The following is a 16,368-nucleotide window of genomic DNA, read 5'->3' on the forward strand; positions in this document are numbered from 1 at the left end:
AGAATGCGAAAGCAGTACTCGATCCGGTCATGGACCTACCACTGCTACCCTGGCTTTATCTGACTGATAGGTGAATGGCATGAGTGACCTGCTGGAACGGCTCCGAGGACGCGGCTGGCGGCTGACCGCGCAGCGACGCGTCGTCGCCGAGGTCCTCGACGGGGACCACGTCCACTACACCGCCGACGAGGTGCACGCGCTGGCATCCGACCGGCTCCCCGAGATCTCCCGCGCCACGGTCTACAACACCCTGGGCGAGCTGGTCTCGCTCGGTGAGGTGATCGAGGTGAGCACGGACGGCCGGGCCAAGCGCTACGACCCCAACGCCCACCACGACCACCAGCACCTGATCTGCTCGCGGTGCGGCACGATCCGCGACGTCCACGTCCAGGGCGACCCGCTCCTGGCCCTGCCCGAGCCGGAGCGCTACGGCTTCCAGGTCTCCGAGGTCACCGTGACCTACCGGGGCATCTGCCCCGCCTGCAGCGCCCCGTCCTGACGCCGGGGCACACCGGCGCCCGCCCCGGCCGCCCGTGCACCCCGCCGCGCCATACGCACCGTCGAGCCCGCGCCCACCCGGCCGCGGGCTCCTTCGCGTGCCCGGCCCGCCCGCCGACCGCCCTCCCGTCACCACACCCCCCGCACCGGCCCGTCCCGCGCATCGGCCCATCCCGCATACGCCCCATCCGTACATCAGCTCACCCCGCACCCATGCCCGCACGACCCCTGCCTAAATCTGACGGGCCGTCATATCGTCGGCATGCCGCGCTTTCCGGCCACCGGGCCTGCGGTCCCGCGCCCTGGCCCGCAGGGCCGGCCGCGGCAGCAAGGCGCCGGCCACCCTCGACCCCTGGGCGGCGCCCCGTACGGCCCGAATCTGGTCCCGACCTCGGTGCCGTCGCTCCGGACGGACTGGGAGATCAGAAAGGGCGCCGCGGACCGGCCCCAGAAGGCCTACCGCGAGGCCGGCGTCACCAGGGGTGCCCCGCTTCCGGAGAACCGGCTCGTCGACCGCAGTCTCTACGCCGAAGCGGTCGGCCACCGGATACCGGGGTAACCACGGCAGCACGCACGACGAAGGCCCGGATCCTCAAGGATCCGGGCCTTCGTCTTCAGTAGCGGGGACAGGATTTGAACCTGCGACCTCTGGGTTATGAGCCCAGCGAGCTACCGAGCTGCTCCACCCCGCGTCGTTGTTGCCCTTACTCTAACCCCGGGCCGACGACCAGCGCAAATTCCTTCCGCGCGGCCCGGGACCCGGCCCTGTGGACCGGCCCCGGGCATCCCGGACACCCCCGGGGCGCACGCTACGCGCTGAGCTCCTCCTGGAGCGCCGCCCGCAGCCGCGCCGCACGCTCCGCCACCTCCGGCGGCCCCAGTTCGACGGCGCGCGCACACCAGCTCTGCGCCTCCGCGAGCGCACCGCGCCGGGCGGCGAGCAGCGCCAGCCGCAGCGCCGCCCGGCCATGGCCGGTCTCGGCGGCACGCTGCCACCACAGGGCGGCCTCGGGAAGGCTGCCCTCGCGGGCCAGCAGCAGCCCGAGGTTGAAGGCACCGTTGCGGCTGCCGGCCTCGGCCGCCGCGCGGTACCACTCGGCGGCCTCGACGGCGTCCCCGCGGGCCGCCGCGAACATGCCGACCCGGACCTGGGCGCGCCGGTGGCCCTGGCGGGCGGCTCGCTCGTACCACTGCACGCTCTCGTCGTCCGCCGTGCGCTCGCTGTCCGCCAGCCCCTCGCCCGCGGCCGCCGCCCGGCGGTCGAGCAGGTCCGCGAGCCGGAAGGCCGCCTCGGAGCTGCCGCCACCGGCCGCACAGCGCAGATTGCGCTCCGCGTCCTGCAGCGCACCGTCCCGCAGCTGCACGATGGCGACCTGGAGGGCCGCCTCCGTGTGCCCGGCCGCGGCCGCCCGCTCGTACCAGGTGTGCGCCATGCGCTCCGCACCACGCCCGGCGAAGAGGATGCCGAGGTTGAACGCGGCATCGACGCTGCCCGCCTCGGCCGCCTTGGAGAACCACGGCTCGGCTCCCGCGGCGTCACCGCGCTGCAGCAGCAGGATGGCCAGCGCGTTGGCGGCCTCGCGGTGCCCGGCGTAGGCGGCCCGGCGGTACCACTGCTCGCCGCGCCCCTCCCGGCCCTGCTCGGCGCAGAGCAGCCCGATGTTGTAGGCGCCGTTGACGTCCCCGGCGTCCAGCGCGACGCGGTACCAGCGCTCAGCGGTCTGCAGTTCGCCCCGGTCGGCGTGCAGCGCTCCCAGCGCGTTGGCAGCGTTGCCATCGCCGTCCTGGGCCGCCCGCCGCCACCATTCGGCGGCGCTCTCCTCGTCCCCCGCATCACGCAGCAGGAAGCCCAGCGCACAGGCCGCGCGCGCCTCGCCGTCCTTGGCGGCGGACAGGTACCAGCGGCCCGCCTCCTGGACGTCGCCGCGGTCCTCCAGCAGCGCACCGAGCTGCAGCGCGGCCCGCCGGTGCCCCCGCGCGGCGGCCTGGCGGTACCACTGCTCGGCCTCCTCCTGCCGGTTCAGCTCGCCGTACGCGGGGACCGCACGCCGGTCCGTGTCGCGGCCGTCCTCGATGAGCCGGGCCAGGCGGTACGCGGCCTCACGGTGGCCGCGCTCGGCGGCCGTACGGAACCAGCGCTCGGCGCCGATGTCGCCGCGGTGCTCCAGCAGGTCGGCCAGGGCGTACGCGCCCAGGCAGTGCCCGGACTCGGCGGACTGGCGCAGCCAGTACTCGGCGGCCGGCTCGTCGCCGCGCTCGCGGTAGTGGCGCCCGAGGGCGTGCGCCGCGGCGGCGGAGCCCGCGACGGCCGCGATCCGCCACCAGCCCGCCGCCTCGTCGCCGTAGCCCCGCTGGTGCAGCAGCACGCCGAGGTTGTTGGCCGCGGCGCGGTCGCCGGCGGCGGCCGCGGACCGCAGATGCGGCTCGGCGCCGTCGAGGTCACCGCGGCGCAGCAGCATCGCACCCAGGGCGCTCATGGCGGCGGTGTCGCCCGCCTCGGCGGCCCGGCGGTGGCCGGACTCGGTCACGGCATCGGACGCTTCGGCGGCCTCCGCGGCCTCCATCGCGTCGATCGGCAGCTCGGATTCGCGCCCGTCGTCGGGCGCATGCACAAACCGGTCCGTCTCCAACAACCTTGCCTTGTCCCCCATAAGACCCATCGTCGCATCACCTGTAACCCGCGTACACCTGGTATACCGCAGCCAGTGAGGTCACTTCAGCGGTTTGTCGACTTCCCGACACGACGACTTGGCAAACTCAAGCACACACCTTCCCCACATCGGCCGCGCGACCCGGCTTTGACCGGTAACGAACCCGAAGACATGACGGGATGACGGCATGAAGACATGACGAAGGCCCGGATCCCTGAGGATCCGGGCCTTCGTCTTCAGTAGCGGGGACAGGATTTGAACCTGCGACCTCTGGGTTATGAGCCCAGCGAGCTACCGAGCTGCTCCACCCCGCGCTGTTGTGTCCTCAACGTATCACGGCTGCGGGACGGCTCTGCACCACCGCGGCCCCGCGGCCACCGGCGCGAACCGGCGGCCACGGGGCCAGGGGGCGGACGGCGGGGTCAGCCGGCCGGCTTGCCGCCCTTCTGGGACGCCTTCGCCGCCCGGTCCAGCGCCGCCTTGAGCTTCTTCTGGGCCTCGCCGTAACCGGCCCAGTCGCCCGAGGTGCGCGCCCTCTCGCCTTCCTCGTAGGCCTTCTGTGCGTCGCCCAGGGCCTGCTGCACCGTCTGGCCCGACGGGGGCTGCTGTCCGGTCCCGGTGTCGCCGCCGCCCGGCGGGTTCTGGGAACCCGTACTGGGCGCCTTCTTGCCGAAGACCACGTCCAGCGCGTCCTTGAGGGAGTCCTCCAGGACGGGCTTGTTGTCGCCGTAGCTGACCAACACCTTCTTCAGGAGCGGGTAGTTGGTGTTGGCACCGCGCAGATACACCGGTTCGACGTAGAGCAGTCCGCCGTCCAGCGGCACGGTCAGCAGATTGCCGTACTCGATCTCCGAGTCGCCGAGTTTCTTGAGGATATTGAGCTCATTGGCGATGTTCGGATCGGAGTTGAACTTCGACTGCACCAGCTGCGGGCCGGGCACCGGCGTCTGCGAGGGCAGTTTGAGCAGTCTGATCCTGCCGTAGTCGCCGCTGGTCGCATTGGCGTCGACGGCCATGAACGCACCGAGGTTGTCGCGCTTGTTGGGCGTGAAGCTCGTCGTCAGGGAGAACGCCCGGTTCTTCTGGTCCGGCATTTTCATGCTCAGGTAGTACGGCGGTACCGCGTTGCCCGACTTGGTCGTCGGGTCGTTCGGAATCTGCCAGCGCTCCGAGCCGGTGTAGAAGGTGCCCGGGTCCGTGACGTGGTAGGTGGTCAGCAGTTGGCGCTGCACCTTGAAGAGGTCCTGCGGGTAGCGCAGGTGCTCCTTGAGCGCCGGGCTGATGGCGCTCTTCTTCTCGACCGTGCCCGGGAACGACTTCATCCAGGTCTTGAGGACCGGGTCCTTCTCATCCCACTGGTAGAGCTTCACCGAACCGTCGTAGGCATCCACCGTCGCCTTGACGGAGTTGCGGATGTAGTTGACCTGGTTCTGCTGGGCCACCACCGCCCGCTGGCCGTCGGTGAGCGAATCGGCCGTGCTGTCCCCGAGCGTGGTGCGCGAGGCGTACGGATAGCCGTTGCTGGTGGTGTAGGCGTCGACGATCCACTTGATCCGGCCGTTGATGACCGCCGGGTAGGCGTCGCCGTCGATGGTCAGCCAGGGGGCGACGGCTTCGACGCGCTCCTTGGGCGTGCGGTTGTACAGGATCCGTGAGCCCTTGCCGATCGCTCCGGAGTAGAGGATCTGCGGCTCCCCGAACGCCGCCGCGTAGGCGGCGCGGTTGACCGGGTTGGAGAGGCTGACGCCGCTGTTGCCCCGGTAGCTGTAGCTCTTCTCACCGCTGTCGTCGGAGTAGTCCAGTTCCTTCTGCGGACCGCCGACGATGGAGTACTGCGAGGTCTTCTCGCCGTAGTACACCCGCTGCTGGTACGAGCCGAGCTGCCCCTTGGCCGGCAGATCCGACTCGGTGTACTTGGGGCCGCCGCCGTCGGCGGCCTCGGTCCCCTTGGCGGCGACCGCGCCGTAGCCGTGGGTGTACTTGAAGTGGTCGTTGATCCAGTTGCGCTCGGGGATGCCCGCGATGTTCAGCTCACGCAGACCGATGACGGTGTCCTGCTCGGCACCGTCCTCGTCCTTGTAGCGGTCGACGTCGAGGGTGGAGGGGAACTGGTAGTACCCGCGCACCTGCTGCTGTTGCTGGAAGGCCGGTGAGACCACGTTCGGGTCGAGCAGACGCATGCTGGCCGTGGTGTCGGCGTCATCGCGCAGCCGCTGACTGTCCGCCTTGTCGGCGGGCTTGTAGTCGCCCTTGTACGGCGTGACCTCGGAATTCTGGATGTCGTAGGCGTCCCGGGTCGCCTTGATGTTCTGCTTGATGTACGGCGCTTCCTTGGCCTGCTCGTTCGGCTGGACCTGGAACTTCTGCACGATCGCCGGGTACAGCCCGCCGATGAGGATCGCGGAGAGCACCATCAGACCGAAGCCGATCACCGGCAGCTGCCACGTCCGCCGCCAGAGGGTGGCGAAGAACAGCACCGCGCAGATCGCCGCGATGAAGAACAGGATCGTCTTCGCCGGGAGGTAGGCATTGGCGTCGACGTACCGCAGGCCCGTCCAGTTGTCGGCCGACTTCAGGCCGCTGGACTTGACCGCCAGGCCGTACCGGTCGAGCCAGTACGCGATCGCCTTGAGCGAGACGAAAATGCCCAGCAGCACCGACAGATGGCCGGTGGCCGCCGCGGTCGCCCGCGAGCCGGGGCTGGTCAGCCGCAGTCCGCCGTAGAGGTAGTGGGTCAGCGCCGCGGCGACCAGACACAGCACCGCGCAGGCGAAGCCGAAGCTCAGCAGGAAGCGGTACCAGGGCAGGTCGAAGGTGTAGAACGCGATGTCCATGCCGAACTGCGGGTCCGTCTTGCCGAAGGGCACGGCGTTGACCCACTGCAGATAGGTCCGCCACTCCCCGGAGGCGGAGGCACCGGCGATCAGGCCGATCACCGCGGTGACCGCGATCAGCGCCCACTTCTTGAAGGGCGCGATACCCATCCGGTAGCGGTCCAGGCTCTGCTGCTCCACGGACATCGCGCTCAGCGGCGGCCGCAGCCGGTACGCGAGCCAGACGTTGACCCCGACGGCCACGGCCATCAGGACGCCGAAGGCGAAGAACAGGCCGATCTTGGTCCACAGGGTGGTGGTGAAGACCGAGGAGTACTTGACCGAGCGGTACCAGAGCCAATCGGTCCAGAACCCCGCAAACATCACGAAAAGCATGGCCAGTACGGCCAGCACACCCAATGTCATGAGCAGGGTCCGGATCCGCCGCGATGGTCGGCCGACTCTGATCCGTGGCCCTGTCGGGCCTCCGCCGCGGTCCGGCATCTGGAAAGCCAAGGTGCGCACCTCGAAGTTCGCTGTCGTGTGGAGCAGGCCCGGCGATAGTAGGACCCACCGATGCAACTTACGAAGGCTTTACTCAGTTCCCGCTTTCCGGGGTACACAAGGCACGATGTTGAGCATGACCAACCTCCCCGTTGACGGCACCCCCCTCGCCGCCGACCCCCTGACCCGCGCGGTACTCGAGATCGACGAGTACAGCGCCGGGCTCGGCTGGGATCAGCCCGCCCGACTGTTCGCCCTCGTCGACACCGCCAAGCTCCGTGCGCAGGAGCCCTCGCTCGCCGCCCAGCTCGGCATCGACGACTCCACCACCACGTCCCTGACCCCCGTGGAGCAGGACGAGATCCCGGCGGGCGTCCCGCTGGACGAGTTCCTGGCCACCATTGCCTGGCCCGACGCCGTCACCGGCTGCGCGCTGACCGTGGAGCGGCTGATGCTGCCGCCGTCCGCCGAGGACTCCGAGCCCTCGGGCATGGACGAGGCGCAGCTCGCCAAGTGGGTCGCCGAGCACCCGGACCGCCAGGAGGTCCGGATGACGGTGGCCGTGCTGCGGGACGGCCGGCGCGACTCGGCGCTGCGGCTGCGCGAGAAGGACTCCACGTCCGAGGTACTCACCGGCTCGGCGCTGGTGCCGGGCCTCGCGGAAGCGCTGGCGGCGACGTTCGAGGGCTGACGGCGGCCTGCCGGGCGGCGGCCCGGGCCTGACGTGCGCGTCGTGGCCCGGGCACCGGCCCGGTATTCAGGACCTAGGGGGTGTCTCCCCGGTCATGCCGGGCTCGCGGGGTGATCGGGGCGACACCCCCCTAGGCGTGGCCCGCGGGGCTGCTGCAGCTCGGCAGGCCCGCGGCGTCGCCCTTGCGGATCTTCTCCAGCGCCTTGACGGCGTCGCCTATGGTGCCGACCTTGACCAGGGCGAGCCCCTTCGGGGTGTCCTTGGCCGCGGCGGCGCAGTTCTCCTTGGGCGTCAGGAAGTACTGGGCGCCCTTGTCGCGCGCACCGACCGTCTTCATCGAGATGCCACCGATCGGGCCGACCTTGCCCTTGTCGTCGATGGTGCCCGTGCCGGCCACGAACTTGCCGCCGGTCAGGTCCCCGGGCGTGAGCTTGTCGACGATGCCGAGCGCGAACATCAGCCCGGCGCTCGGGCCGCCGACATCGGCCAGCTTGACGTCGATGGGGAACGGGAAGGTGTGATCCACCTGGGCCTGGATACCCACGATGGCGCGGCCGTCGTCCGCCTTCTGCGTGCTGACCGTGATCTGCTTCGCGCCGGTCACGGGCTTCTTGCCCCGCTTCTCCGCCGCGGCGGCGTCCTTGGCCGGGATGATCGTGAAGACCACCTTCTCGCCCGGCTTGTGCCGGGTGACGAGCTTGGCGACGTCACCGGCCTGCTTGACGTGCGTGCCGTCCACCGCCTTGATCACATCGCCCGCGTGCAGCCGCCCGTCGGCCGGCTTGTCCTTGACGACGGAACCGACCACGGTCTGGGTGGCGACCGGGATGTGCAGCTGGTTGAGGGCGGAGGCCTTGGCGCTCTCCTGGGACTGGCTGAACTCCTCGGCGTTCTCCTGGTCGGCCTGCTCGGCCGTCTGCCCCTCGGGGTAGAGCGTCTTGTGCGGCACCACGGCGTTGTCGTGGTCGAGCCAGCCGTACACCGCTTCGAGGAGATTCATGCGGTAGTCGGGGCCGGTGACGCGGACGGTGGTCATGTTGAGATGACCGGTCGTCGGGTACGTCTTGCGTCCGGAGATCTGCAGCACTGGCTCACCGTCGTGATCACCGAGGGTGTTGACCGTCGGCCCCGGTGACATCTCGGAGTAGGGCACGGGGATCAGCACCCCGGCGCAGAGCAGCGCGATCAGCATCAGGATCGAGGCGAGCAGCGTCGCGGTGCGGCGTGGCATGGAACGACAGTACGGGACGGGTATGACAACCGGCCCGCGGGGCCGTCCGTACGAGGGCGAACGCCCGGCCGTGGGCCCGCCCGTACGCCAGGGTCATCGCAAGAAGTCCGGGTTCGGCTTTCGCGCACCCGGCGCGGGAACGTCAGACGGGGTCCGAGGCGGGGTCGGGAACGGAGTGCTCCTTTTCCATGGCGTCACGGAACCGGGCGTAGCCCGCGAGTTCCGCGACATCCCCGGCCTTGCGGTGCCGTAGGGCCCAGCTGCTCCACACCGCGGCAATCAGCCCCGCACCGACCGGAATCAGCAACCAGAGGAGCGCACCCATCAGCGACCTCCCAACCCCTTGTACGACCGCGATCGACGAATAAGCAGATTAACCATCTGCTGGGTCAACGCTCACGCCAGGGGGCGGGTTACGCAACCGGAACACAAGGCACCGGTTCAGCCTCGCGTTCGGAGGCCACCACCCCGTGGCCACAGGGCCACTGCCTGCGCGTCTGTCCTGTCGCCTGCCCCGGGAAAGCGGCCTTACGCACCGGGCCGGACCTCCGGTGCCGGAGCGCTGCGGCCCCCTCCGGTCCCTGGGCTCCGACCCGCCCTCCCGTCGCCCGACCTCCACCCCCCGATGAGGGGCTACGCCCCCACCCGCCCTCCCGTCGCCCGACCTCCACCCCCCGATGAGGGGCTACGCCCCCACCCATTCTTCGGTTCCGTCGGAGAACGTCTGGTGCTTCCAGATCGGCACCTCGTGCTTGAGGTCGTCGATCATCCTGCGACAGGCCTCGAACGCCTCGCCGCGGTGCGGGCAGGACACCGCGACCACCACCGCCAGATCACCGATGCGCAGATCACCCACACGGTGGACGGCGGCCAGCGCCCGCACCGGGAAGTCGGCGATCACCTTCTCGGCGATCCGGCGCATCTCCGCCTCGGCCGTCGGGTGCGCGGAGTAGCCCAGGCCCTCGACGTCGGCGCCGTTGTCGTGCGAGCGGACCGTCCCGACGAACAGGGCCGTACCGCCGGCCGCCGAGTCCCCCACGGCCGCGAACACCTCGTCCACGGACAGCGCGCGCTCGCGGATCTCCAGGAGCCTGACCGGGTCCGGCGCAGCCTGCTCACCGGGGTGGTCGCGGCCGGGGGACGAAGGGGAGCGCATGCCAGACATACCCCCATCGTGCCGTACGCGGGCACGGTGGGGGTATTGCCGGTTCCGCCGGTCGTCCCGGGCGCCGTATGGAGACTTCTCCAGCCCGGCGGGCCCGGTTGCGCTCAGATACGGCGGCGGGCCTTACGGGCACGGCGTACCAGGGCGGCGGTGCCCAGGAGGGCAACGGTGGCTCCGGCGGCGCCCGCGGCGGTGGCGTCCTTGCGGCCCAGCCTGCGGCCCGCGACGGTGTGCCGTCCGGCGACCTCCTCCAGGAGCTCGGCGAGCACCTCCTCGTTCGTCCACCGGGGGCGCCAGCCCGCATCGTGCAGCCGGCTGCCGCTGACCACCCATGGATGCATCGTGTACGCGAGGTCGCCCGCGGGGGACGGCGTCAGGCCGATGCGGTGCAGGCGGGCGGCGGCGCCCAGGGCCACCGAGGACGGCAGTTCCATGCGCCGGATACCGGAGAGCTCTTCGACCTCCTCCTGTTCCAGCCAGCCGTCGCAGCCCACCGCCAGCTCGCCGTCGACCTTCTCCAGCGCGGCGAACTCCAGGGCGCTGACCAGGTCCTCGACGTGGCAGAACTGCCAGGCGGGCCGGGATCCGGCGACGACCAGGAGTCGGGGCGATTCGAAGTAACGGGTCAGCGCGGTGTCCGTGCCGCCCACCAGGACGGTGGGGCGCAGCACGGTGACGTTCAGGCCGGGGTGCGCGCGGGGCGCACGGTGCGCCAGGTGCTCGATCTCCAGGAGGTCGCCGACACCGGTGGCGTCCGCAGTGGCCCGCAGTTCGGCGTCCTCGGCCAGGGGAACGTCATTGTCGGGCAGCGCCCCGTACACCATGGCGGAGGTGCACAGCACCACCCGGTGGATGCCGGCGGCCGCGGCGGCGGTGAGCACGGTCTGGGTGCCGCGCACGTTGTACGCGGTGCGCGCCGCGTCGTCGGTCTCCAGGTCGAGGTCGAGCGCCAGGTGGACGACGACGTCGGCGCCGCGCAGCTTGTCGGCGATGGCCGGGTCCCGGACGTCCAGGACGTGCCAGTGCGCCTCGGCGACGTCGCCGCGCCGCTCGTCGATGGCCACCACCTCCTTGACCTCGTCGGAGGCGACCAGGGCGCGGGTGAGCAGCGCACCGACTCCGGAGGCGGCTCCGGTGACGGCCACCACGGGCCGGCGCAGTGGCCGGTCCATGGCCCCACCTGCGCCATTGCCTGCCTTCTCGGTCTGGGCCGCAGCGTTTCGCGCTGCGCGAACGGTCGGATCTGGGGAACTCACCGGGCGTCTCCAGCGGTTGTCTTCAGTGCGGACGTGTGGTCATGCGTGCGCACCAGGTGGCGTCCATCCTGCCCCAGCCACCGGGACAGCGAAGCACCGAGCCCCGAAGCGGTCCGGGTGTCTACGCTGGAGGTGATGTCGGGCAGCCGCCGTCGGCCACCTGGTCGGCGGCCCTACGAGCCGAGGAAACCCGTGAGTGACACCCCATTTGGATTCGGCCTTCCGCCGGAGGAGCCGGAGGACGGCGACAACGGCAAGAAGAAGGGCGGCCAGGGAGGTAGCCAGGGCCCCGCGGACCCCTTCGGGTTCGGCGGCGGGAGCGGTGGCGCGGACAATCCGTTCGCGGCGCTCTTCGGCGGCATGGGCGGCCCCGGCGGCGAAATGAACCCTGGCGACCTGGGAGCCGCCTTCCAGAAGCTCGGACAGATGCTCTCCTACGAGGGCGGCCCGGTGAACTGGGACATGGCCAAGGACATTGCGCGGCAGACCGTCGCGCAGGGCGCCGAGGACGGCAGCAAGGACGCGAGCCTGTCGCCGGGTGAGCGCAGCGCGGTCGAGGAGGCCGTACGCCTCGCCGACCTGTGGCTGGACGGTGTGACGTCGCTGCCGTCGGGCTCCGGCTCCGTGGTGGCCTGGAGCCGCGCGGAGTGGGTCGAGGAAACCCTCCCGGTATGGAAGGACCTGGTCAACCCGCTCGCCGAGCGCGTCGGAGCGGCCATGGGTGATGTCCTGCCCGGGGAGATGCAGGCCATGGCGGGCCCGCTGCTCGGGATGATGCGTTCCATGGGCGGCGCGATGTTCGGCACCCAGATCGGCCAGGCGCTGGGCGTGCTGGCCGGCGAGGTCGTCGGTTCGACGGACATCGGGCTTCCGCTGGGGCCGGCCGGCAAGGCCGCGCTGCTGCCGGGGAACATCGCGAGGTTCGGCGAGGGCCTGGGCGTGCCGGAAGAGGAAGTGCGGCTGTATCTGGCCCTGCGCGAGGCCGCCCACCAGCGGCTCTTCGCCCATGTGCCGTGGCTGCGCTCGCATCTGTTCGGTGCCGTCGAGGGCTATGCGCGCGGCATCAAGGTCGACACCACCAAGCTGGAGGACGTGGTCGGCCAGATCGATCCGCAGCATCCCGAGGAGCTGCAGAACGCCCTTCAGCAGGGCATGTTCCAGCCCGAGGACACCCCGGAGCAGAAGGCGGCGCTGGCCCGGCTGGAGACCGCACTGGCCCTCGTCGAGGGCTGGGTGGACGCGGTGGTGCACGCCGCCGCCAAGCCGCATCTGCCGTCGGCGGACAAGCTCCGTGAGACGCTGCGGCGGCGCCGGGCCAGCGGTGGCCCCGCCGAGCAGACGTTCTCCACGCTGATCGGTCTGCAGCTGCGTCCGCGGCGGCTGCGGGACGCCTCGCGGCTGTGGGCGTCGCTGACGGACGCGCGGGGCCTGGAGGGCCGCGACGGCCTGTGGGAGCACCCGGACATGCTGCCGACGGCGGCGGACCTGGACGACCCGGACGGGTTCGTCCACCACGAGCAGCCGGACTTCTCCGAGCTCGACAAGATGCTCGGCGAGGCCGCGAGCGGCGGCAAGCCCGATCTGGGCAAGCCGGACCCGGGCACGTCCGCCCGGGAGGACGACGGCCCGGACGAGGCGTCCGGCGAGAGCAAGGGGGACGGCGGCAAGTGAGTCTGCGCGAGGACGCGGCGCGGGTGCTCAAGGAGTGGCCCGCGCCGTCGCCCGAACAGGAACAGCTGCGGCTGGCGTATCTGGACCATCTCGCCGCCCATCAGGACGGCATGTGGAAGCCCTGCAAGGACGGGCACCTCACGGCCAGCGCGCTGGTGATCGATCCGGCCGGCGGCCGGGTGCTGCTGACCCTGCACCGCAAGCTGGAGATGTGGCTGCAGATGGGCGGCCACTGCGAGCCGGAGGACGCCTCGCTGGCCGAGGCGGCGCTGCGGGAGGCACGCGAGGAGTCGGGGATCGCCCGGGGTCTGACGCTGCTGCCCGGCGGCCCGGTGCGGCTGGACCGCCATCGGACGCCGTGTGCGGTGCATCTGGACGTGCAGTACGCGGCGTCGGCTCCGGCGGACGCCGTGGCGGCGATCAGCGACGAGTCACTGGATCTGCGGTGGTTCGCGTACGACGAGGTGCCCGGCGTCGCCGATGCGTCGGTGGTGCGGCTGGTCGAGCGCACCCGCGCTCTTCTCTAGGCGGCACCTGCGCGCTCCACTGGACAGCAGCGACCCTGGCCCGCTGGACGGGTGGCGACCTGGCCGACGGACGGCGGCGCCCCGGCCGCGCACGCGCTGCGGCGCCCGCCCTTTCCGGGGCGGGCGCCGCAGCGCATGCGTCAACGGCACTTCGCAGGCGCTCAGTTGGTGAAGATGTTGCCCTGGTTCATGCCCCGCGCGCCCTGCTGGCCCATACCGAACTGGGCGGCCACACCGGAGCCGACGACGGCGTTCTGCGGCGGCAGCAGCTCGCTGGGCTGCACCAGTGCGTAGCCCTGGCCGAGGAAGCTGAGTTCCCAGCCCTCGCCCGTGTTGCCGCGCCGGCGCAACACCCCGGAGGAGTGCGTCTGCGCCTGCATCTGCACCCGCAGCGAAGCGGACCAGGCCACCACCGCGTCGGCGTCGGCGTTGACGTACTTGTCGGGCGTGACCTGCAGCATCAGCGGCTCGCCGGAGGTCATCAGGACCACCTTGCCCCGCCCGGAGATGTTGAGCTGGTACTTGCCGGTGCCGGAGATGCCGTACTGGCTGTCGACGGAGACGACCTCCCAGTGGAGGCCGGAGTCCAGCGCCAGGACGTAACTGCTGTCGACGGTCAGGCCGTCGTGGTCGACGTCGACCACATGGACGTACTGGGCGAGGTTGGCCAGATAGACCGTGCCCTGCCCGGAGACGCGCATCAGATCCAGGCCCTCGCCGGAGTGCGCGCGGGCGCGCTGCTGGCCGGGCGTCGTGTAGTTGCCGTCGAATTCGAGCAGCCCCTGGTAGGCGACCATGGCGCCCTTACGGGCGAGGAGGTCTTCGTGGCCCTGGAGGGCGACGCGCAGCAGCTGACTGTTCTGCAGGACGTAGCGGTCCTGGGTCTGCGCCTCGGTGAAGGCGAAAAGCGGACTCTGCATGGCGTGTTCGGTCCTCCCCCTCAGCCCCGGGCCCGGAGCCGGTCGGTGCTGTCCTCGCTGGGCTGGACGACGACGAACCCCTGGCCGGAGAAGCCCAGTTGGTATGCCTCGCCGCTGCCGCGCCCGATCATCGAGGACGCCTTGAAGCTGCGCTTGCCCTTCATCTTCAGGTGGGTCGACCAGGCGACCAGGGCGTCCGGGTCCACATAGGTCTCGTCCTCGCCGCGGCCGCAGTCGACGACGATGGGCGTGCCCCGGGAGGTCAGGGCGACCCAGCCGGTGCCGGAGATCCCGACGTTGAAGAGGCCCTGGCCGGCGAACTTCGCCATGCCCTTGACGCGCTGCACGCCCCACTGGAGCTGCGCGTCGAAGGCGAGGAGGTTGGTGCCGTTGACGGAGAGCGAGTCGCCGTCGAGGTTGATGCAGACCACGTCGGCGCCGTAGTCGGCGAGGTAGAGCAGACCGTCTCCGGAGCACTTCATCAGGGGTGCGCCTTCGCCGGTGAGCCACTGGGAGGCCATCTGGCGTACGGCGGGCGGGTTCGGCTCGTACTGGACGAAGCCTTCGTAGGCGACCATCGAGCCGGTGCGTGCGAAGACGTCCTGGCCGCTCTGCATGGCGATCTTCACCATGGCGCTGCCGTGGTTCTCCATGCGGGCGGCGGGCGGAGTCGGGGCGTAGCCCGACAGCTGCTGCTGGTTCATGACGTGCGGGCTCCCTCAGACCTCGTAGGGCTGGACGACGATGAAGTTGCCGGGCGCACCGCGGAACTGGAGGTTCACGGTCTCGCCCGAGTGGCCGGGGAAGGCGTGCCGCCGCAGGCTCACCTGGCTGGAGATGATCACCTGCGAGCCCGCGGACCAGGCCACGATGGCGTTGGCGTCGGCGAAGGTGGTCGGGGTGACCGGCAGCACGACCGGGGTGCCCTGGGTCTTGACGACGAGGGTGCCGGTCCCCTGGAACTGCATGGTGAACAGGGCGCCACCGGGGATGCCGTGGCCCTCGATCCTGCGGACCTCGTGCTGCAGCGACTCGTCGAAGGCGAGGACGCTGTCGGCGGACACACAGATGGCGTCACCCTGCAGCTCGATGGGGTGGACGTGGGCGCTGTTCTCGGCGAGGAAGACCTGGCCCTGGCCGGTGCAGCGCATCAGCTGCATTTCCTGGCCGGTGGCGTTGCCGACGATCCGGCCGCGGAAGCCGGCGCCCTTGTAGCCGAAGTCGACCTTGCCCTGGTAGAGCACCATGCTGCCCTGACGGGCGAGCACCGGCTGGCCGTCGACGCCGAGGTCGACGCGGATCAGCTTGCTGTTCTGCGGGGTCCAGCGCTGGCCGGTGGGGGCCTCCTTGTACTTGTCCAGCACGACACCGAGGCCGGGGCCGCCGCCCTGGGGGACGGCCGGGGCCTGGCCGCCGCCGTACGGGGCGCCCGGAGGCTGCTGTCCCGGCTGGCCGTACGGGGCGGGCCGGCCCTGCGGGGGCCCGTATCCACCGGGCGGCGGGGCGGGCTGGCCGTAGGGCGGTGCCTGCGGGGCCTGCTGACCGGGGAATCCGCCGGGTGCGGTCTGCTGCTGGCCGTACGGGTCCTGCCCCGGGGCCGGCTGGCCGTACGGGGCCGGCGGCTGCTGGCCGGGCGGGCCGGGCACACCGGGCGGGGCCAGCGGCGCGGCGATGGTGGGCGCGTGGTGCACCTGCGGCTCGGTGGGCTGCGGCGCGGCCGGGGGCGCTTGCGGCGCGCCCTGGGGCGGGCCGAAGTCGGGCGCGGGCTGCTGCGGATCGGGGGCGGCGGGCACCCCGAAGGACGGCGCGGGGGCCGCCGCGCCGGGCGGCGGCGCGAAGCCGGGCGCGCCCTGTGCCGCAGGGGGCGGCGCAGGGGCCTCGGCCTCTTCGGCGACCTCGCCGCCGAAGTTCTTCAGCAGCGCCTCGAGGCCGCCGTCGAAACCCTGGCCGACGGCGGCGAAGCGCCAGACGTCCTTGAGGTAGAAGTCGCCGAGCATGACGGCGCGTTCGGTGCTGAACTCGCTGCCGGTGAAGGAGTAGCGGGCGACCTCTTCGCCGCCCGCCACGATCCGGAGGTAGCCGGGGCCGATCTGCGAGACCTGGCCCGCGCCGTCGAGCGCGGCGGTGAAGGAGAGCTTTTGGATGTGCGGCGGGATCTTGTCGAGGGTGACCCGGAAGGACTCGCTGTCGCCGGCCTGCGCCCCGAGCAGCTGGACCGACTCCTCCGGTGTCTTGGGCTGGTTGAAGAAGACGAAGTACCGGTCGTCGGACAGCCGCTCGTCGGCGTCCAGTCCGAAGCAGCTGATGTCGAAGGTCAGGCCGGGTCCGGCGATCTGCACGCCGACGTACAGATCCGTTCCCGCCGTCAGATCACCGATCTTGGCCTTGTGGCCCCGCTGGAATTCCCTGGCCATACGTAACGCCCGTCCCCCGCTCCCGCT

At 71.2% G+C, this 16,368-nt stretch carries 13 protein-coding genes, 2 tRNA genes and 1 pseudogene; 5 read left to right on the forward strand and 11 right to left on the reverse strand.

Annotated elements, in window-relative coordinates; genetic code table 11:
• The first annotated feature begins 79 nt into the window (after positions 1 to 79).
• On the forward strand, positions 80 to 499 hold the full coding sequence (locus OHS81_RS11590) for a Fur family transcriptional regulator (protein WP_328384713.1): 420 nt from the start codon (positions 80 to 82) through the stop codon (positions 497 to 499).
• A gap of 390 nt (positions 500 to 889) precedes the next feature.
• Positions 890 to 1,057: pseudogene (locus tag OHS81_RS37420) on the forward strand (ABC transporter substrate-binding protein); the annotation flags it as partial.
• A gap of 59 nt (positions 1,058 to 1,116) precedes the next feature.
• Here OHS81_RS37420 and OHS81_RS11600 read toward each other — a convergent pair.
• The 4 genes from OHS81_RS11600 to OHS81_RS11615 all read right to left on the reverse strand — a co-directional run bounded on the left by OHS81_RS11600 (position 1,117) and on the right by OHS81_RS11615 (position 6,388).
• Positions 1,117 to 1,190: transfer RNA gene (locus tag OHS81_RS11600), tRNA-Met, on the reverse strand.
• 117 nt (positions 1,191 to 1,307) lie between these two features.
• Positions 1,308 to 3,158: a tetratricopeptide repeat protein gene (locus OHS81_RS11605; protein WP_328384714.1), complete on the reverse strand. Its 1,851-nt coding sequence runs from the start codon at positions 3,156 to 3,158 to the stop codon at positions 1,308 to 1,310.
• Positions 3,159 to 3,389: 231 nt separating this feature from the next.
• Positions 3,390 to 3,463, reverse strand: a tRNA-Met gene (locus tag OHS81_RS11610).
• Between the two features lie 108 nt (positions 3,464 to 3,571).
• Positions 3,572 to 6,388, reverse strand: a complete 2,817-nt coding sequence (locus OHS81_RS11615; RefSeq protein WP_328384715.1) for a UPF0182 family membrane protein — start codon at positions 6,386 to 6,388, stop codon at positions 3,572 to 3,574.
• Positions 6,389 to 6,602: 214 nt separating this feature from the next.
• On the opposite strand from OHS81_RS11615, the gene OHS81_RS11620 reads away from it, so the two are divergent.
• The gene (locus tag OHS81_RS11620; protein ID WP_328384716.1) at positions 6,603 to 7,157 is read left to right on the forward strand and encodes a PPA1309 family protein; all 555 of its coding nucleotides are present in this window, start codon (positions 6,603 to 6,605) and stop codon (positions 7,155 to 7,157) included.
• 130 nt (positions 7,158 to 7,287) lie between these two features.
• Here OHS81_RS11620 and OHS81_RS11625 read toward each other — a convergent pair whose 3' ends face one another.
• The 4 genes from OHS81_RS11625 to OHS81_RS11640 form a co-directional block, all read right to left on the reverse strand.
• The gene (locus OHS81_RS11625; RefSeq protein ID WP_328384717.1) at positions 7,288 to 8,388 is read right to left on the reverse strand and encodes a YlbL family protein; all 1,101 of its coding nucleotides are present in this window, start codon (positions 8,386 to 8,388) and stop codon (positions 7,288 to 7,290) included.
• A 142-nt stretch (positions 8,389 to 8,530) separates the two neighbouring features.
• The gene (locus OHS81_RS11630; protein ID WP_088799843.1) at positions 8,531 to 8,713 is read right to left on the reverse strand and encodes a hypothetical protein; all 183 of its coding nucleotides are present in this window, start codon (positions 8,711 to 8,713) and stop codon (positions 8,531 to 8,533) included.
• A gap of 360 nt (positions 8,714 to 9,073) precedes the next feature.
• Positions 9,074 to 9,553 (reverse strand): molybdenum cofactor biosynthesis protein MoaE, encoded by a 480-nt coding sequence (locus OHS81_RS11635; protein WP_328384718.1) that lies wholly within the window; start codon positions 9,551 to 9,553, stop codon positions 9,074 to 9,076.
• 104 nt (positions 9,554 to 9,657) lie between these two features.
• Complete coding sequence (locus OHS81_RS11640) at positions 9,658 to 10,809, reverse strand: SDR family oxidoreductase (RefSeq protein ID WP_328384719.1); 1,152 nt, start codon at positions 10,807 to 10,809, stop codon at positions 9,658 to 9,660.
• Between the two features lie 192 nt (positions 10,810 to 11,001).
• On the opposite strand from OHS81_RS11640, the gene OHS81_RS11645 reads away from it, so the two are divergent.
• Both OHS81_RS11645 and OHS81_RS11650 read left to right on the forward strand, forming a co-directional pair.
• Entirely contained in the window at positions 11,002 to 12,480 is a 1,479-nt protein-coding gene (locus OHS81_RS11645; RefSeq protein ID WP_328384720.1) for a zinc-dependent metalloprotease, read from the forward strand.
• Positions 12,477 to 13,007 (forward strand): NUDIX hydrolase, encoded by a 531-nt coding sequence (locus OHS81_RS11650; RefSeq protein WP_328384721.1) that lies wholly within the window; start codon positions 12,477 to 12,479, stop codon positions 13,005 to 13,007. Before OHS81_RS11645 ends, OHS81_RS11650 begins: the two co-directional genes overlap by 4 nt.
• A 161-nt stretch (positions 13,008 to 13,168) precedes the next feature.
• Here the strand turns inward: OHS81_RS11650 and OHS81_RS11655 are convergent, their stop codons facing one another.
• Genes OHS81_RS11655 through OHS81_RS11665 form a run of 3 tightly spaced genes read right to left on the reverse strand, consistent with a single transcriptional unit; the run spans position 13,169 to position 16,341 of the window.
• Positions 13,169 to 13,927, reverse strand: a complete 759-nt coding sequence (locus OHS81_RS11655) for an AIM24 family protein (RefSeq protein WP_328384722.1) — start codon at positions 13,925 to 13,927, stop codon at positions 13,169 to 13,171.
• A gap of 20 nt (positions 13,928 to 13,947) precedes the next feature.
• Entirely contained in the window at positions 13,948 to 14,631 is a 684-nt protein-coding gene (locus tag OHS81_RS11660) for an AIM24 family protein (protein ID WP_328384723.1), read from the reverse strand.
• A gap of 15 nt (positions 14,632 to 14,646) precedes the next feature.
• Positions 14,647 to 16,341, reverse strand: coding sequence for a TerD family protein (locus OHS81_RS11665; RefSeq protein ID WP_328384724.1), 1,695 nt, complete (start codon positions 16,339 to 16,341; stop codon positions 14,647 to 14,649).
• Positions 16,342 to 16,368 lie beyond the last annotated feature (27 nt).

The sequence above is a fragment of the Streptomyces sp. NBC_00400 genome, from assembly GCF_036048035.1.
GTDB lineage: Bacteria > Actinomycetota > Actinomycetes > Streptomycetales > Streptomycetaceae > Streptomyces.

Bases quoted from the DNA above. Each gene is read 5' to 3' on its own strand.
- OHS81_RS11625 (WP_328384717.1), bottom strand. From the start codon at position 8,388: ATGCCACGCCGCACCGCGACGCTGCTCGCCTCGATCCTGATGCTGATC.
- OHS81_RS11615 (WP_328384715.1), bottom strand. From the start codon at position 6,388: ATGACATTGGGTGTGCTGGCCGTACTGGCCATGCTTTTCGTGATGTTT.
- OHS81_RS11630 (WP_088799843.1), bottom strand. From the start codon at position 8,713: ATGGGTGCGCTCCTCTGGTTGCTGATTCCGGTCGGTGCGGGGCTGATT.
- OHS81_RS11635 (WP_328384718.1), bottom strand. From the start codon at position 9,553: ATGTCTGGCATGCGCTCCCCTTCGTCCCCCGGCCGCGACCACCCCGGT.
- OHS81_RS11660 (WP_328384723.1), bottom strand. From the start codon at position 14,631: ATGAACCAGCAGCAGCTGTCGGGCTACGCCCCGACTCCGCCCGCCGCC.
- OHS81_RS11605 (WP_328384714.1), bottom strand. From the start codon at position 3,158: ATGGGTCTTATGGGGGACAAGGCAAGGTTGTTGGAGACGGACCGGTTT.
- OHS81_RS11655 (WP_328384722.1), bottom strand. From the start codon at position 13,927: ATGCAGAGTCCGCTTTTCGCCTTCACCGAGGCGCAGACCCAGGACCGC.
- OHS81_RS11590 (WP_328384713.1), top strand. From the start codon at position 80: ATGAGTGACCTGCTGGAACGGCTCCGAGGACGCGGCTGGCGGCTGACC.
- OHS81_RS11665 (WP_328384724.1), bottom strand. From the start codon at position 16,341: ATGGCCAGGGAATTCCAGCGGGGCCACAAGGCCAAGATCGGTGATCTG.
- OHS81_RS11620 (WP_328384716.1), top strand. From the start codon at position 6,603: ATGACCAACCTCCCCGTTGACGGCACCCCCCTCGCCGCCGACCCCCTG.